Source organism: Streptomyces sp. x-80 (assembly GCF_046549095.1).
GTDB classification, from domain to species: domain Bacteria; phylum Actinomycetota; class Actinomycetes; order Streptomycetales; family Streptomycetaceae; genus Streptomyces; species Streptomyces celluloflavus.
The window spans coordinates 251923-266564 of the sequence record NZ_JAJPWM010000005.1; the positions used below are offsets into that span (position 1 = coordinate 251923).

The window sequence follows — 14642 nt, forward strand, 5'->3', positions numbered from 1 at the left end:
TCCGCTGCGCGGAACGCCGCTCCCCCGCGTTGCCCGGCGCGGCGCCGCTTTTCCGCAACGCGGGACGCCACTTCCCCACGTTGCCCGGTGCGGCGCCGCTTGTTTTGTTTTCCGCTGCGCGGGGCTTTCAAGGGGCGGTGAGGGGCCGCAGGGGTCGGGTGCGGGGACTGCTTCGCTTTACGTCCCCGCACCCGACCCCTGCGGCCCCTCACCTTCCGTGGGTGGGTGGTGGGGAAGAAGAGCTGGGTGGTCAGGAAGGAGAGGTGCGTGGTGGGGGGAGAGTGGGTGAGTGGTGGGGGAAGGGCAGGTGGGAGGTGGTGCCGTCGTGCCAGGTGACGTGGATGGCGTGGGGGGTGATGCGGGTGGTCGCCAGGGTGTGCAGAGGGGCGGGGGTGGGTTCCGCGGTGAGGGAGGCCAGGGAGAGGAAGAGGGTGCCCTGGGGGTCGGAGACGGTGCCGTCCAGGGTGGCGGTGCGGGTGTGCGGGCCGAAGGGGGTGCTGCCGGTGGCGGTCTCGCGGGGTGGGCCGGAGTAGCCGTGTACGGGATGGAGTTGGGCGGTCGGGCCGTCGGGCGTGGTGGCCCAGCCGGTCTGGCGTACGGGGGTGCCGGGGGTGGCGCCGGTGACGAGGTGGGCGCGGAGTTCGGCGCGGCCGTGGACGAGGGTGGCGGACAGGATCCGGACGCCGGGGAGTTCGGTGCCGTCGGCCTGGCGTGGGGTGTGGGTGGAGGCGGCCCAGTCGGGGCCGGTGCCGTGCGGGGTGGCGGGGCCGCGGGTGGTCGGGCTGCCGTCGATGAGCAGGGCGAAGTGGTTGTCGGAGGTGGAGTCGCCTGCCAGACCGTCGGGGGCGGAGTCACCTGCCAGGCCGTCGGGGGCGGAGTCGCCGGCCAGGCCGTCGGGGGCGGAGCCGCCGACCAGACCCTCGGGGGCGGAGCCGCCGACCAGACCCTCGGGGGCGGACCCGTCGGCCAGGGCGTCGGGGGCCGTGGGGCCAGCCAGGGCGCCGGAGGCCGTGGGGCCGATCGGGCCGTCGGAGGCCGTCGGACCGGTGCGGGTGGAGTAGGCGTAGCGGGTGTAGTACGGGTCCGCGTCGCTGAGGACGGAGTTGCTGCCGTGGTTGTGGAGGCGGACCAGGCCGTCGGACACGGTGGACTGGACGAGCAGACCGGTCGGCCCCAGCGGGAGGACGGCGTCGGCGGTCTCGGCGGGGAGGGGCTCCTCGGGGGCCGTCCAGGCGGGGTGGTCGGCGGGCAGCAGGAGGCCGAGGAATCCCTTGGAGGCCCAGTAGGGCGAGCCTGGTCCCGAGTAGACCTGGAGCATCGGGGCGTACTCGCCGTACCAGCCGAGCGGCAGCAGACCGTCCTCGGTGACGGCGCCGCGGTCGAGGAAGTGGCGCAGGGCGCCGGAGGTGAGGCGGCGGGTGGCGCCGGGGGTGAGCGGGGTGTGGCCGGTGAGAGCGCCGAGCCAGGGGGCGGCGGTGGCGGCGAAGCGGTAGGTGAGCGAGCGGCCGAAGGGTATGGGTGCGCCGTTGGCGTCGAAGAGCAGTGTGTAGGAGGCGAGTTGGGCGTGCAGGCGCTCGCCGTAGGTGGCCAGCAGGGCGGCGTCGTCGCTGAGGTGGGCGTGCAGGACGGGATAGAAGTGCAGGGCCCAGGCGTTGTAGTGGTCGAAGGCGCTGTTGTCTCCGTCGCTGTACCAGCCGTCGCCGCGGTACCAGCCGTCTATGCGGCTCAGCGCGCGGTCGATGGCGGCCTGCGCCCGTACGGTCTCGATGCCCGCGTCGAGCAGGAAGCCGCCGACGGTGAGGCCGAAGAGCCACCAGTTGTTGTCGATGGGCGGCGCTTCGAGGGTCGGCAGCAGCCATTCCACGACGCGGGCGCGGACCCGGTCGTCGAGGGTGTCCCAGAGCCGGCGGCGGGTCAGCCGCAGGCCGAGGGCCACCGAGGCGGCCTCGACGTACGCCTGCCGGACGGTCTCGATACGGGGCCAGGAGTCCGGTTGGCCGGGCGCCAACTCCGTGTCGAAGGTGGGGTTCTCGGTTCCGGCGGTGAGGCCCTCGGCGTAGCGGTCGAGGAGGCCGTGCGGGTCGCGGCCGTCGTCGCCGGCGATCCTGAAGGCCGCGAGCAGGAACGTCCGGGCGAAGCCTTCGAGGCCGTCCGAGCGGGGGCCGGAGAAGCTGGGACGGGGGCCGGGGAGGGAGATGAGGCCGTGACGCCGGGAGGCGTACGGGGCGGTGGCGTTCAGCAGGCCGTCGGCCGCCGCCTCCCAGTGGGCGCGGGTCCAGCCGGTGTACGGGCTGCGGTCGCGGTCCTCGGGAGGGAGCGGGAAGGGGTACGAGCGGCGCTGCGCGGCGGAGTGGGACGGGAGTTGGGGCATGGGCTTCCCCTGAGTGGCTGGGCGGCCGGGTGACGCGGGAATCCTTCAGCCGCGAGCGATCCATCGTCAAGAGAGCGGGATCGAATGATCGATTGAGCGTTCTCCGCTCCGGTCGATTCGGAACGATCGGGCTGGACTAGGCTCGGCCGCCATCCGGCCGCCTCGGGCCGCCTGCTGGGAGGGGAACGCCGCCGTGCGTGAGAGTGCAGTGCAACGCCACGACCGCCTGCTGACCTTGGTACGGGAGCACGGCACGGCCCGGGTCACCGACCTCGCCGCCCGGCTCGGGGTGTCGCCGTTGACCATACGGCGGGACGTCGAGACGCTGACCCGCAAGGGCCTGGTCGAGCGGGCGCACGGGTCGGTGTCCTGGCCCCGGCCGCGCACCGGGGAGGCGGGGGCCGGCGGAGCCGGGGCCACGCCGGTGCTCGGGCTGCTCGCGCCGTCGGCCACGTACTACTTCGCCGAGGTGATCCACGGCGCGCACGAGGCGGCGGCGCGGGCCGGGGCCCGGCTGGTCCTGCGGATATCCGACTACCGGCCCGAGGGGGACCGGGCGCGCGCCGAGGGGCTGCTGGCGGCCGGCGCCGAGGGGCTGCTGATCGCGCCGGGCTGGCGCGACCGGGCAGATCCGGCCGAATACGGGGGCTGGCTGGCCGGTCTCCCGGTCCCCGCCGTGCTGCTGGAGCGGACGGCCGCTCCGGGCGGACCGCTGGCGGCGCTGGACCGGGTCTGCTCCGACCATGCGCACGGGGTGCTGCTGGCGCTGCGCCATCTGGCCGGGCAGGGCCATGCGGCGCCGGTGCTGGTGGCCCGCGCGGACAGCCCGACGGCGCTCGCGGTGCGCACCGGTTACGACGAGGCGCTGCGCGCCCTGGGGCTGGAGCTGCCGCATCCGGTGATCGACGCGCCGGCCGGCGGCGATCCGGAGGGGTTCGAGCGGGGCGTACAGGCGCTGTGGACGGCGGTGACGGCGGGGCGGGTGACGGCGGCGCTGGTGCACAACGACGTGGACGCGATCCAGCTGGTGCAGCGGCTGGCGGAGCTGGGTGTACGGGTGCCGGGCGAGCTGGCACTGGTCGCGTACGACGACGAGGTGGCGGCGCTGGCGGACACCCCGCTGACGGCGGTGGCCCCGCCCAAGCGCGAAGTGGGACGGCTGGCCACCGAGTTGCTGCTGGAGCGGTTGCGCGGGCGGGCGGGCGGCGGGGCCGTGGGCTGCCCGGAAGGCGGGCGGCCGGGCGGTGCGGGAGACGGGACGGGGGGCCGGGCCGAGCCCGCGCCGCGGCGGCATCTCGCCCTGCTGCCCCGTCTGCGGGTGCGGGCCTCCTGCGGGGCGGCCGAGGCGCGGGCGGCGCGCGGGTAGCCGCCTCCCCGGCCGGTCCGGCCCCGCCGTTCCGTCCCGTCTCCGAACACTCACACTTTGTTCTTTTTTCGATCATTCAATCTTTCGCTCTTGACTTCGCTCATTCCTGGCCCAAGGATCGCCGCCATCGCTTCCCGCTTTCCTTCCGTCGTCAGGCCGTCAGCCCAGGAGCCGTGTCATGAGCCGCAGTTGGAGCAGAACCTCTGTCGCGATCGCCGGTGCCACGGCCGCCCTCGCCGTACTGACGGCCTGCGGCGGCGGTGACCCCGCCGCCGGAGGCGACGGCGGACACGTCACGATCACCTACTGGGGCTGGGCCAAGGGCACCAAACAGACCGTGGACGCGTTCAACGCCACCCACGACGACATCACCGTGAGGTACGAGGAGATCCCGTCGGGCGGGGCCGGCGGCTATGCGAAGATCGCCAACGCGGTCAAGGCGGGCAACGCCCCCGACCTGGTCAGCATCGAGTACCCCTCGCTCCCCGAATTCGTCAGCCAGGGCTCGCTCCAGGACATCAGCCAGTACGTCACCGACGACCTCAAGAAACAGCTGCTGCCGCAGGCCGTGGAGCTGACCACGCTGGGCGGCAGGAACTGGGCGGTGCCCTTCGACGCCGCACCGCAGACGTACTACTACCGCAAGGACTTCTTCGACCGGCACAAGATCGAGGTGCCGAAGACCTGGGACGAGTTCCGGACCGCGGCGGCCGCCGTCAAGAAGGCCGACCCGAAGGCCCGGATCGGCACGTTCTTCCCGGACGACCCGACGACCTTCGAGGCGATGGTCTGGCAGGCGGGCGCGCGGTGGTTCGCCACCGAGGGCGACGCCTGGAAGGTGGACACCACCGATCCGGCCACCAAGAAGGTCACCGCCTACTGGCAGGGCCTGCTCGACGACGGCCTGGTCAACAGCGCCACCTCCTTCAGCCCCGCGTGGACCGGCGCGCTCAAGAACGGCGACACCGTCGGCTACCTCGGCGCCTCCTGGGGCGCGGGCGCGCTGAAGGGACTCGTCCCCGACCAGAGCGGCAAGTGGGCCGCGGCCCCGATGCCGACCTGGGACGGGAAACCGGCCGGTGGCATGCTCGGCGGCTCCACCTGGGCCGTCACCAAGGACAGCCACCAGGCCGCGGCGGCCGTGAAGTTCGCGACCTGGATGTCCACCTCGCCGGACGCCATCAAGGCCCGGCTCTCCTCCGGCGACTCCAGCGCCTACCCGGCCGCCGCGGCGCTCCGCCCGGTCGCCAAGAAGGCGTTCGACACCGGTTTCTTCGGCGGCCAGGACCTCTACGGGCTCTTCGACGGCGCCGCCGCCGCCATCAAGCGGGACTGGGCCTGGGGCCCGACCGGCGGCACCACCAACACCACGCTCAAGGACGCGTTCGGCAAGGCCGCGGACGGCAACGGCACCCTCGCCGACGCCGTACGGTCCGCCCAGGACGCGACCGTGCGGGAGCTGCACAAGCGCGGGCTGAAGGTCGCCGGCCGGTGAGCCCCAAAGCGCGCGCCGTCACCGTCCTGCTGACGCCGTTCTTCGTCCTCTTCACCGTGGTGATGGTGGTGCCGATCGGCTACGCGCTGTGGCTGAGCCTCTTCACCGAACAGCAGTCGGGGCTCGGGTTCGGCGGTACGCAGACGGTCTTCACCGGCCTCGGCAACTACCTCACGGCGCTGGGCGACCACGCCTTCCGCGACGGTTTCCTCGTCCTGATCGGCTACTGCGCGCTCTACATACCGCTGCTGCTGGCCGGCGGGCTGACGCTCGCGCTGCTGCTGGACTCGGCGCTGGCACGGGCCCGGCGCTTCTTCCAGCTCGCGCTCTTCCTGCCGCACGCCGTGCCCGGCATCATCGCGGCGCTGATCTGGGTCTACCTCTACACCCCGCAACTCAGCCCGGTCATCGGCGCGTTGCAGTCCGGCGGCCTCGACTTCTCCTTCCTCTCCCCCGGCGGCGCGCTGCCCGCCGTCGTCAACATCGCGCTGTGGGAGTGGCTCGGCTACAACATGGTCATCTTCTACGCCGCCCTCCAGGCCATCGACCGCTCGGTGATCGAGGCCGCGACGGTGGACGGTGCCGGCTCCTGGCGGATCGCGACCGGTGTCAAGATCCCGCTGATCCGCTCCTCGGTCGTGATGGTCGCCCTCTTCACCGTGATCGGCTCCCTCCAGCTCTTCACCGAACCACTGATCATCAACCAGGCGTCCTCCGCCGCACTCACCTCCTCCTGGACACCGAACATGTACGCCTACGCCGCGGCCTTCACCCGCAACGACTACGGACTGGCGGCCGCCGCGTCCGTCCTCCTCGCGCTCGCCGCGGCGGTGCTGTCCTTCGCCATCACCCGCCTCTCGCAACGCGCCCCCCGGTCCCGGACGAAGGGCAGGACAACGTGACGGACCGCACCACGGCCGGCCCCGCGACAGCGGACCCGGCCGACGGAACCGGCCGGCCCGGCGACCGGGCCGCCAACGGGGCCGCTGCCACCCCCGCGGGTGCCCCCGGCACCGCTCCCGTACGGCCCGCGCCCCGCGGCACCGTCCGCGCCGCCGCCCGCCCGTCCCGCAGCCGCTGGCTCTCCAAGGCCGCCGTCAACGGCACGCTCGTGCTCGCCGTGCTCTACACCCTCTTCCCCCTCGTCTGGCTGGTCACCGCCGCCACCAAGGACGCCGGCGGGCTGCTGGCCGGGAACGCCTTCTCCTTCGAGGGCTTCGACCTCGGCGGCAACCTCTCCCGCCTGGCGTCCTACAACGACGGCGTCTACTTCCGCTGGTACGCCAACAGCCTGCTCTACGCGGGCGGCGGCGCCCTGCTCTCCGCGCTGGTGTCCGTGGCCGCCGGATACGCCTTCGACACCTACGAATTCCCCGGCAAGGAGCGGCTGTTCGGCGCCGTGCTGCTCGGGGTGCTGGTGCCCACCACGGCGCTCGCCCTGCCGCTGTACCTGCTCGCCGCCAAGACCGGCCTCGTCAACACCTACTGGGCGGTGCTGATACCCGTCCTCGCGCATCCGTTCGGGGTCTATCTCGCACGGGTCTTCAGCGCCGGCTATGTGCCCGGTGAGGCGATCGAGGCCGCCCGTATGGACGGCGCGGGCGAGCTGCGGATCTTCTGGTCGATCGGCCTGCGCATGCTCATGCCGGGCTTCGTGACCATCTTCCTCTTCCAGTTCACCGCGATCTGGAACAACTTCTTCCTCCCCCTGGTCATGCTCTCCGACCAGCGCCTCTTCCCGCTCAGCCTCGGCCTGTACGCGTGGAACAGCAACACCCACGCCGAGCCGTCCTACTACCCCCTCGTCGTCACCGGCTCGCTGCTCGCCGTCATCCCGCTGGTCATCGCCTTCGTCGCCCTCCAGCGGCACTGGAAGGCCGGCCTCGCCGCCGGCAGCGTCAAATGACGACGGACCGCCGGACGACCGCGCGCCCGTGCGACCGCGCGACCGCGAAGGAGCACTGGTTCCACCATGCACCCCACCACTGACAATCCCCCCGGCCCCACCGCACCCCCGGCCGCCCGGCCCGGTCTGCTGCTGTCCATGGGCCCCGGCATCGCCGACCGACTCCTCGCACCCCGGCACCACACCCGCCTCACGGCACTCACCCGCACCAACTCCCGTCTCGTCGGCCATGAGTTGGCCGACCCGACCCCCCAGGTGGCCGCCGCCCTCGCCGGCGCCGAAGTACTCCTGACCTGCTGGGGCGCCCCGCCGCTCACCGCCGGGGTACTGGCCGCGGCCCCCCGGCTGCGCGCCGTCGTCCACGCCGCCGGTTCGGTCAAACACCACATCACCGAAGCCTGTTGGGCGCGCGGCATCGCCGTCACCTCGGCCGCCGCCGCCAACGCGCTGCCGGTCGCCGAATACACCCTCGCCGCGATCCTCTTCGCCAACAAACGGGTGCTGCACACCGCGCACCGCTACCGCGGTCTGCGTGCCCCGCACGACTGGCAGCGCGAACTGGCCACCGCGGGCAACTACCGCCGCACCGTCGGCGTCATCGGCGCCTCCCGCATCGGCCGCCGCGTCATCGATCTGCTGCGCCCCTTCGACCTGCGCGTCCTGCTGCACGACCCGTACGTGGACGCCGCCGAGGCCGCCCGCCTGGGCGCGACGGCGGTCCCCCTCGACACCCTCTGCGCGGACAGCGACATCGTCACCGTGCACGCCCCGGAACTGCCCGCCACCCGCCATCTGATCGGCGCCCGCGAGCTGGCCCTGATGCCGGACGGCGCCACCCTCATCAACACCGCGCGCGGCTCCCTCATCGACGAGGCCGCGCTGCTCCCGGAACTGACCCGCGGCCGCCTCAACGCGGTACTGGACGTCACCGCCCCCGAACTCCCGCCGTCCGCCTCGCCGTTGTACGACCTGCCGAACGTCCTGCTCACCCCCCATGTGGCCGGTTCGCTCGGCGGCGAACTGCACCGCATGGCCGACCTCGCCCTGGACGAGGTCGAGCGCTACACCCGGGGCCGCCCGTTCGCCGACCCGGTACACCCCGAGGGCCTGCACCGGTCGGCCTGACGCGCGGGCCGCGCCCCGCACCCCGGGACGCGGGTGGCGCGGCGGTTGGCCGAGGTGCCGCGGTCCCGGCCCGGCATCCCCGGCCGAGGTGCCCGCCGGGAGTGAGAGAGTGTGCCCATGAGTGAAAAACCAGGGCACCAGCAAGGCTGGTGGGCGCCGCTCAGCGGGGAGCGGGAGGGGCGGTCCGTGATCTGCCCGCGGATGTGCGGCGGACTGCTCACGGCCCAGCCGGCCGGCCCGCTGATCCACTGGACGTGCCAGAACCCGGGGTGCGGCTACCACATCCACAGCTAGCGCCCTCCCGGCAAGCTCCGCCCCGTCGCGCCACCCAGCACGCACGTACCGGACGACGCTCTCCAACGGGGCAGACACTGCCGGTCACGGCACCAGCGGGTACGCCACGGCCCGGCAGCACTCCGCCGGGCCGTGGCCGGGCGCCCCGTCCGCGCACCCGCCACCCCGCCGCGTTCGCCACCCCGCCGCATCCGCGAAGCGCGCGAATTCCGCGAATCCCCGTGTGCCCGACGACGGTTTGTGCGCACAGTCTGTACATGAACAGTTACGGAGACGCGACCCCCGCCTACCTGGCGATCCGGGTCACCCACCAGGAGAGCCCGATCGCGGCCCTCGCCGAACGGGAGGCGTGGCAGGCCAGAGAGCGCTACCCCGAGCTGATGGGGGTGGGTCTGCCGGAGTTCTTCCACGCCCGGGAGTGCGAGACGGGCGGCTGGGAGCTCTCCGAGTACGGCAGCGATACGCCGCAGGGGGCACGGGACATGCTCGGGGCGGACTTCCGGCGGCGGGCCAAGGCGGCCGAGGACTCCGGCGCGGAGCGGGCGCGGCGCAAATGGCTGGCGGCGGCCGCGCGCATGGACCGTGAGGTCGTCGACGAACTGAGCATCCTGGGCACCAGGTTCACGATCGCGCGCGCCTCGCGCTTCATCCGGATGGGCACCGGCGGCCCCGAGCCGCCCCGGCCCACCGACCCCGATCCGGCGGAGGTCGGCGAATCGCACCGGCTGCCCTCGCGCACCAAGGGCTTCGTGATCGACCCGTACACCGGCACCGGGCTGGCCGACGGCATCCTCAAGCTGGATCTCATCCAGTTCGTCGGGGCCCCGCCCGGCGCGCCGCCGGAGATCGTGGCGGATGCGCGGCGGGCCTGTGTGACGCATCCGGGCGGGGTGCTGATGCCCGCCGTGTTCATGGTCGCCGAGCGGACGGACGGGCACTGGCAGTCCCACAACCCGGGCGCGTCGCACTCGACACCGCAGGGCGCGCGGGACGCCCTGGCCGGGTGGCTGCGGGTGATGGCCCCGTTCACACTGGATCTCGACGAGGCGGAGCGCGCGGTGTACGCACGGGTGGCGGACCGGCTCGACGCGAAGCGGAGCAACGGGGCGAGCGTCGCCGGGAGCCGTTTCCGGGTGACCCGGGTCGAGCGGCTGGTCCGGATCGGCCCGGACGGGCCCGAGGGCCCGCGCCCTTCCGACTACGACCCGGAGCAGCCCATCGAGGTCCAGGTCCGCGACCTCAAGGCGCGGGGGCTGTGGCGGGGCGAGGACGAGCCGCTCGAACTCGACGAGCGGGCCGAGAAGTTGCGCGGTCTGTGGGAGCAGGAGGAGGCCCGCCGCCAGGCCGTCCGCCGCGGCAGGTGACGGCGGCAGACGGCAGCCGCCGGCCGGGTGCCGCACATGACCGAGGCCCGGTCCCCGCGCAGAGCGGGGACCGGGCCTCGGCCGTGGTGCATCACACCGGCGGGACTGCCCGCGTCAGTGGGAGTGACCGTGGCCGTGGCCGGCCTCGGCGGACTCCTCCTCCGCCGGCTTCTCGACGACCAGGGTCTCGGTCGTGAGCAGCAGCGAAGCGATGGACGCGGCGTTCTCCAGCGCGGAGCGGGTGACCTTGACCGGGTCGATGACGCCGGCCTTCACCAGGTCGCCGTACTCGCCGGTCGCGGCGTTGAAGCCCTGGCCCTTGTCCAGCTCGGCGACCTTCGAGGTGATGACGTAGCCCTCAAGGCCGGCGTTCTCGGCGATCCAGCGCAGCGGCTCGACGACGGCGCGGCGGACGACGGCGACACCGGTGGCCTCGTCGCCCTCCTTGCCCAGCGAACCCTCGAGTGCCTTGGCGGCGTGCACCAGAGCGGAGCCACCACCGGAGACGATGCCCTCCTCGACCGCGGCGCGGGTCGCGGAGATGGCGTCCTCCAGACGGTGCTTCTTCTCCTTGAGCTCGACCTCGGTGGCCGCACCCACACGGATGACGCAGACGCCACCGGCGAGCTTGGCGAGGCGCTCCTGGAGCTTCTCGCGGTCCCAGTCCGAGTCCGTGGACTCGATCTCGGCCTTGATCTGGTTGACGCGGCCGACGACGTCCTCGGAGTTGCCGCCACCGTCGACGATGGTGGTGTCGTCCTTGGTGACGGTCACGCGGCGGGCGGTGCCCAGCACCTCAAGACCGGCCTGGTCGAGCTTGAGGCCGACCTCCTCGGCGATGACGGTGGCACCGGTGAGGGTGGCCATGTCGCCGAGCATCGCCTTGCGGCGGTCGCCGAAGCCGGGGGCCTTGACGGCCACGGCGTTGAAGGTGCCACGGATCTTGTTGACGACCAGGGTCGACAGGGCCTCGCCCTCGACGTCCTCGGCGATGATCAGCAGCGGCTTGGAGGAGCCGGCCTGGATGACCTTCTCCAGCAGCGGCAGCAGGTCCTGGATCGAGCCGATCTTGCCCTGGTGGATCAGGATGTACGGGTCGTCGAGGACGGCCTCCATACGCTCCTGGTCGGTGACCATGTAGGGCGACAGGTAGCCCTTGTCGAAGGCCATGCCCTCGGTGAAGTCCAGCTCCAGACCGAAGGTGTTGGACTCCTCGACGGTGATGACACCGTCCTTGCCGACCTTGTCCATGGCCTCGGCGATGAGCTCGCCGACCTGCTTGTCCTGCGCGGACAGACCGGCCACGGCGGCGATGTCGGACTTGTCGTCGATCGGGCGGGCGGTCGCGAGGAGCTCCTCGGACACGGCCTTGACCGCGGCGTCGATGCCCTTCTTCAGGGCGGCCGGGGAGGCACCCGCGGCCACGTTGCGCAGGCCCTCGCGGACCAGCGCCTGGGCCAGCACGGTGGCGGTGGTGGTGCCGTCACCCGCGATGTCGTTGGTCTTGGTCGCCACCTCCTTCACGAGCTGGGCGCCCAGGTTCTCGTAGGGGTCGTCGACCTCGACCTCACGGGCGATGGTGACACCGTCGTTGGTGATGGTCGGCGCGCCGAACTTCTTGTCGATGACGACGTTGCGGCCCTTGGGGCCGATCGTCACCTTGACCGTGTCGGCAAGCTTGTTGACGCCGCGCTCAAGGGCGCGACGGGCGTCCTCGTCGAACTTCAGGATCTTCGCCATGGGGTTGCTTCAAGTCCTCTCGTTGCGATCCCGGTCCGCGCCCGGCGGCCGTCATCGCGTCAAACGAACTACGCCCCGGCCCCGGGTTGTTTAGACGCGGGAACCAGGGGCGCAGATCTAGGCAATTCTGGGTGAATTACTTCTCGATGATCGCGAGAACGTCGCGAGCCGAGAGAACGAGGTAGTCCTCGCCGTTGTACTTCACCTCGGTGCCGCCGTACTTGCTGTAAAGCACGATGTCACCGGTGCTCACGTCGAGCGGAAGACGGTTGCCGTCCTCGAAGCGGCCCGGACCAACGGCCAGGACGACGCCCTCCTGGGGCTTCTCCTTGGCAGTGTCCGGAATGACCAGGCCCGAGGCCGTGGTCTGCTCGGCGTCGAGCGGCTGGACCACAATGCGGTCCTCAAGCGGCTTGATGGCAACCTTGGAGCTGGCGGTCGTCACGATCCGACCTCCCCCTTCGGAGATCTCACGGGGTTAACTGTCTGAGGTGGCGACCAGGTGGATCCGTCGTCGCGGGTGCCGGATCTGCCCGTCGCTGTGTTTGGCACTCCCCGGTGGAGAGTGCCAACGCTGACACTATGACGCGGTTAGCACTCGGTCAAGCGGAGTGCCAGCGCGGCGGTGCCGGCACCGGCGTTCCGCGGGCCGCCCCGGCGCCCCGGCCACCCGCCGTCCCCGGCGGCGGTCACAATGCAGGCAGGACGAGAGCAGAACGAGATACGGCGGGGTCACCCGACAACGTGGGGCACGGAGCAGATGCGCATTTTGGTCGTCGAGGACGAAGACGGGCTCGCGGATTCCCTGCGGCGGGGGCTCGGGGCCGAGGGGCACTGGGTGGACGTCGCCCACGACGGCCACCGCGGTCTGGAGCTCGCGCTGACCGGGCCGTACGACGCGATCGTGCTGGACGTGATGCTGCCGGGACCCAGCGGATACGAGATCTGCGGGCGGCTGCGGCGGCACGGCGACTGGACGCCGGTGCTGATGCTCACCGCGAAGGACGGCGAGTACGACGAGGCCGAGGGGCTGGACGCGGGCGCCGACGACTACCTGACCAAACCGTTCTCCTTCGTCGTGCTGCTGGCCCGGCTGCGCGCGCTGGGGCGGCGGACGCGGGACGGGCAGGCGCGGCCGCGCACCCTCCAGGCCGGCGATCTGACGCTGGACACCGAGGGCCGCCGGTGCCGCCGCGGCGACGTCGAGGTGGAGCTGACCGCCCGCGAGCTGGGCGTGCTGGCCTGTCTGATGGCGGGCGACGGGCAGGCCGTCGCCAAGCAGGACATCCTCGACGAGGTGTGGGACTCCCCCACCGAGATCGACCCGAACATCGTCGAGGTGTACGTCTCGTCGCTGCGCAAGAAGATCGACGTGCCGTTCGGGCGGCGGTCGATCCGGACCGTGCACGGGACCGGGTACCGGATGGCGGCGGACGGTGCCTGACCGCCCCACCGGGTGGCTGCGGCGGCTGCCGCCGCGTACGGTCCGTGGCCGGGCCGCGGTGGCCGCCGCGCTGACCATGGCGCTGGTGCTCACCGTCGGCGGCGGCTGGCTCGCCGCGACGCTGCGGGCCAACCTCCTGGACAACACCACGGGCCGCACCGAACTGGCCGCCCGTAAGGTCGCCGCGCAGGTCGACACCGGCGCCCTCCCCGAGCAGCTCGGCGCGCCCGCGTCCGGGGTCGATGTGGTGCTGGTGACGGACGGTGCGGGCGGGGTCGTCGCCGCGAGCCGGTGGCAGGCCGCGTCGATCGCCGCCGACCTGGCCGGTTTCCGGCCGCCGGCGGAGCAGGACTCCGCCTCGCAGATCATCGTCGGCGGGCCGGTCGCGACGGACGAACGCGCGGACGTGGTCGTGGTGCGGGCCGCGCCGCCCGGTGGCGGGGAGCGGTTCGTCTACGCCGTGACCGTGCTGTCCGACGTGGACGACGCCACGCACGCCATCCGGGTGGGGATGCTGGTGGTGGCGCCGCTGCTGATCATGCTGGCGGCGGCCATCGCCTGGGCGGTGACCGGGCTGGCGCTGCGGCCGGTCACCGCGATCCGTACGGAGCTGGCCGCCGTCACGGAGCGCGAGCTGGACCGGCGGGTGCCGGACCCGGCGGGCGGTGACGAGGTCGCGCTGCTGGCCCGTACGGTCAACGCGACCCTGGACCGGCTGGAGGAGGCGGTGGGGCGCCAGCGCCAGCTCGTCGCCGACGCCTCGCACGAGCTGCGCAACCCGATCGCCGCGGTCCGCTCCCGGCTGGAGGTGGCGCTGGCCGGCGAACCGGGCCCCGCGCTCGCCGAGGCGGTACGGGCGGCGCTCGGCGACACCGAGCGGCTCCAGCGGATCGCCGCCGATCTGCTGCTGCTCGCCCGGCTCGACGCGCATCCGCCGCGGGCCGCGGAGCCGGTGGACCTGGCGCTGCTGGCGGCCGAGGAGGCGGCCCGGCGGCGGGCGCCGCGGGTGCCGCTGGCGGTACGGGCCCAGGCGCCGGTTCCGGTCCGCGGTGACCCGGCCCAGCTGGAGCGGCTGCTGACCAATCTCGTCGACAACGCGCTGCGGTACGCCGGCTCCCGGGTGCGGATCACGGCCGAGCCGCTGCCGGGCGGCGGGGCGCGGCTGGAGGTCGCCGACGACGGGCCGGGGATCGCCCCGGCCGACCGGGAGCTGATCTTCGAGCGGTTCGCCCGGCTGGACGCGGCGCGCGACCGCGAGCGCGGCGGGAGCGGCCTCGGCCTGGCCATCGCCCGCGGTATCGCCCGCGCCCACGGCGGCGACCTGACGGTGGCCGCCGGGCCGGACGGCCTGCTCACCGGGGCCCGCCTGGTGGCGGCCTTTCCGGCGCCGCTCCCGCCGGCCGGGCCCCGTCCGCCGTTCCGGGCGCCCGGCTCCTGAAGGACTTTTCAGAAGTTTCAGGTCTTCTTCAGGAAGCGCCGCCCACCCTGGTCGAATGAAGCACCGTCAGCATGGTCGGACTGTGACACGGCGTCGGCG

Annotated in this window: 12 protein-coding genes; 9 read left to right on the forward strand and 3 right to left on the reverse strand. The window is 72.9% G+C overall.

All coding sequences use genetic code 11. The features are described 5' to 3' along the window. Positions 1-250: 250 nt before the first annotated feature. Positions 251-2371: a DUF2264 domain-containing protein gene (locus tag ACLJWH_RS11765; RefSeq protein ID WP_411141588.1), complete on the reverse strand. Its 2121-nt coding sequence runs from the start codon at positions 2369-2371 to the stop codon at positions 251-253. 193 nt (positions 2372-2564) lie between these two features. Here ACLJWH_RS11765 and ACLJWH_RS11770 point away from each other — a divergent pair, with 193 nt between their 5' ends. From ACLJWH_RS11770 to ACLJWH_RS11800, 7 genes are all read left to right on the forward strand, one after another. Further along, entirely contained in the window at positions 2565-3737 is a 1173-nt protein-coding gene (locus tag ACLJWH_RS11770) for a substrate-binding domain-containing protein (RefSeq protein WP_411141589.1), read from the forward strand. Between the two features lie 178 nt (positions 3738-3915). Further along, positions 3916-5232: an ABC transporter substrate-binding protein gene (locus tag ACLJWH_RS11775; RefSeq protein ID WP_411141590.1), complete on the forward strand. Its 1317-nt coding sequence runs from the start codon at positions 3916-3918 to the stop codon at positions 5230-5232. Next, on the forward strand, positions 5229-6134 hold the full coding sequence (locus ACLJWH_RS11780; protein WP_411141591.1) for a carbohydrate ABC transporter permease: 906 nt from the start codon (positions 5229-5231) through the stop codon (positions 6132-6134). Before ACLJWH_RS11775 ends, ACLJWH_RS11780 begins: the two co-directional genes overlap by 4 nt. Positions 6135-6343: 209 nt before the next feature. Further along, positions 6344-7138 carry a carbohydrate ABC transporter permease gene (locus ACLJWH_RS11785; RefSeq protein ID WP_411141808.1) on the forward strand — a complete coding sequence of 265 codons (795 nt, stop codon included), beginning with the start codon at positions 6344-6346 and terminating at the stop codon, positions 7136-7138. Positions 7139-7204: 66 nt separating this feature from the next. Continuing rightward, the gene (locus ACLJWH_RS11790; protein WP_411141592.1) at positions 7205-8263 is read left to right on the forward strand and encodes a hydroxyacid dehydrogenase; all 1059 of its coding nucleotides are present in this window, start codon (positions 7205-7207) and stop codon (positions 8261-8263) included. Between the two features lie 117 nt (positions 8264-8380). Further along, complete coding sequence (locus ACLJWH_RS11795; protein ID WP_381679293.1) at positions 8381-8557, forward strand: hypothetical protein; 177 nt, start codon at positions 8381-8383, stop codon at positions 8555-8557. Between the two features lie 257 nt (positions 8558-8814). After that, the gene (locus ACLJWH_RS11800) at positions 8815-9921 is read left to right on the forward strand and encodes a DUF5954 family protein (protein ID WP_411141593.1); all 1107 of its coding nucleotides are present in this window, start codon (positions 8815-8817) and stop codon (positions 9919-9921) included. Positions 9922-10035: 114 nt separating this feature from the next. On the opposite strand, the gene groL is transcribed toward ACLJWH_RS11800, so the two are convergent. After that, on the reverse strand, positions 10036-11661 hold the full coding sequence (gene groL / locus ACLJWH_RS11805; protein ID WP_411141594.1) for a chaperonin GroEL: 1626 nt from the start codon (positions 11659-11661) through the stop codon (positions 10036-10038). A gap of 136 nt (positions 11662-11797) precedes the next feature. Beyond that, positions 11798-12106 (reverse strand): co-chaperone GroES, encoded by a 309-nt coding sequence (groES, locus tag ACLJWH_RS11810; RefSeq protein WP_052859677.1) that lies wholly within the window; start codon positions 12104-12106, stop codon positions 11798-11800. 315 nt (positions 12107-12421) lie between these two features. Between groES and ACLJWH_RS11815 the strand changes: the two genes are divergently transcribed. Then, positions 12422-13105, forward strand: coding sequence for a response regulator transcription factor (locus ACLJWH_RS11815; RefSeq protein WP_411141595.1), 684 nt, complete (start codon positions 12422-12424; stop codon positions 13103-13105). Next, on the forward strand, positions 13098-14543 hold the full coding sequence (locus tag ACLJWH_RS11820) for a sensor histidine kinase (RefSeq protein ID WP_411141596.1): 1446 nt from the start codon (positions 13098-13100) through the stop codon (positions 14541-14543). Before ACLJWH_RS11815 ends, ACLJWH_RS11820 begins: the two co-directional genes overlap by 8 nt. Positions 14544-14642 lie beyond the last annotated feature (99 nt).